Source organism: Nonomuraea spiralis (assembly GCF_014648435.1).
GTDB classification, from domain to species: domain Bacteria; phylum Actinomycetota; class Actinomycetes; order Streptosporangiales; family Streptosporangiaceae; genus Nonomuraea; species Nonomuraea spiralis.
The window spans coordinates 1-1,574 of the sequence record NZ_BMRC01000080.1 but is presented as its reverse complement, the minus strand read 5'-3'; the positions used below and the strand labels follow the sequence as shown (position 1 = coordinate 1,574).

The window sequence follows — 1,574 nt, the reverse complement described above, 5'->3', positions numbered from 1 at the left end:
AGCTTGTTCTTTATCCTCCGGATTGTTGTGCTAAGCGGCGGGTTGATCGTTTCCCGGACAGCAAGACGGCCTTGAGTGATCATGTGCGGTGTCGAGTCGCTACTGATCACTACAAGGCCGTGAGGGTGAGTCTGCTGAACGAAGCCGCCTGTGTCGAGTCTTCAGAGGTGTTGTCCCGGTTCCGAAATGATGTCTACGCCTGCCTCAAGGCGCGGGCCGATGCGTTGTTCGAGCTGGCAGAGGCGCTGTTGTGCGAGCCCGGACCGGTGCACTCGCCGGTGGATCTGAGCTTGTCGCCGGAGTACCGGCGCGGGCACGGAGCCCTGTACGGCGGGCTCAACCACGGCCGGATCGATGCGGACCAGCTGCGCCAGGTGCTGGCCGGGCTGCCGTTGCCGCGCTGGCCGGACGGTCGGATCGTGCTGGCGGTGGATGTGTCGCCGTGGCTGCGCTCGGATGCCGCCTGCTCGGCCGAGCGGTTGTTCTGCCATGTATACGGCCGGGCCAAGAGCGCCTCGCAGTTCATCCCGGGCTGGCCGTACTCGTTCGTGGCGGCGCTGGAGATGGGCCGCACGTCGTGGACGGCGCCGCTGGATGTGGTGCGGCTGGGGCCGGCCGACGACGCCACCGCCGTCACCGCCGCCCAGCTCCGCGGCGTGATCGAGCGGCTGATCGCTGCCGGGCAGTGGCGCAGCGGAGATCCAGATGTGCTCATCGTGACCGACGCCGGCTACGACATCACCCGCCTGGCCTATGTCCTGCGTGACCTGCCCGTCGAACTGCTGGGACGCATCCGCTCCGACCGGGTACTGCGCCTGCCCGCCCCACCACGCCGCTATGACCCCAAGGGCGGTCGGCCGTCCAAGCACGGTGGCGAGTTCGCCCTGGCCGACCCTGCCACCTGGCCCAAGCCCGCGGTGGCCACGGTCACGGACACCACCCATTACGGCAAGGCCGAGACCAGCGCCTGGGACCGGCTTCACCCCCGCCTCACCCACCGCGCCGCCTGGCTCGACCACGAAGGCGAACTGCCCCTCGTTGAAGGCACCCTGATCCGGCTGAAGGTCGAGCACCTGCCCGGCGACCGAGACGCCCCACCCATCTGGCTCTGGTCCTCCAAGACCGGCGCCACCGGCGTGGACGTGGACCGCAGCTGGCAAGCCTTCCTGCGCAGATTCGACCTGGAGCACACCTACCGCTTCTGGAAACAGACCCTTGGCTGGACCCGGCCCAAGCTGCGCGCCGCCCAGGCCGCCGGCCGCTGGACCTGGCTGCTCATCATCGTGCACACCCAACTGCGCATGGCTCGCCGGCTGACCGAGGACCTGCGTCACCCATGGGAGAAAGCAGCCTCGCGGGGGCAGCTCACTCCCGCTCGGGTCCGGCGCGGGTTTCGGAACCTGCGTCCCGCACTCGCACAGCCGGCCAGTGCGCCCAAACCCTCTCGGCCCGGCCCGGGACGTCCATCCGGGATCCCCAATCGCCGGCCCGCACCCCGATACGACGTGGGCAAGACCGTCAAACGCGGCCGCACCCTCGCAGCCCTACAACAATCCGGAGGATAAAGAACAAGC

General features: G+C 68.7%; 1 protein-coding gene. It reads left to right on the top strand.

Going from position 1 to position 1,574, the window contains the following annotated elements; all coding sequences use genetic code 11:
• Positions 1-83 precede the first annotated feature (83 nt).
• A complete protein-coding gene (locus IEZ27_RS53380; protein ID WP_229825353.1) occupies positions 84-1,565 on the top strand; it encodes an NF041680 family putative transposase in 1,482 nt (493 codons plus the stop codon).
• Positions 1,566-1,574: the final 9 nt, after the last annotated feature.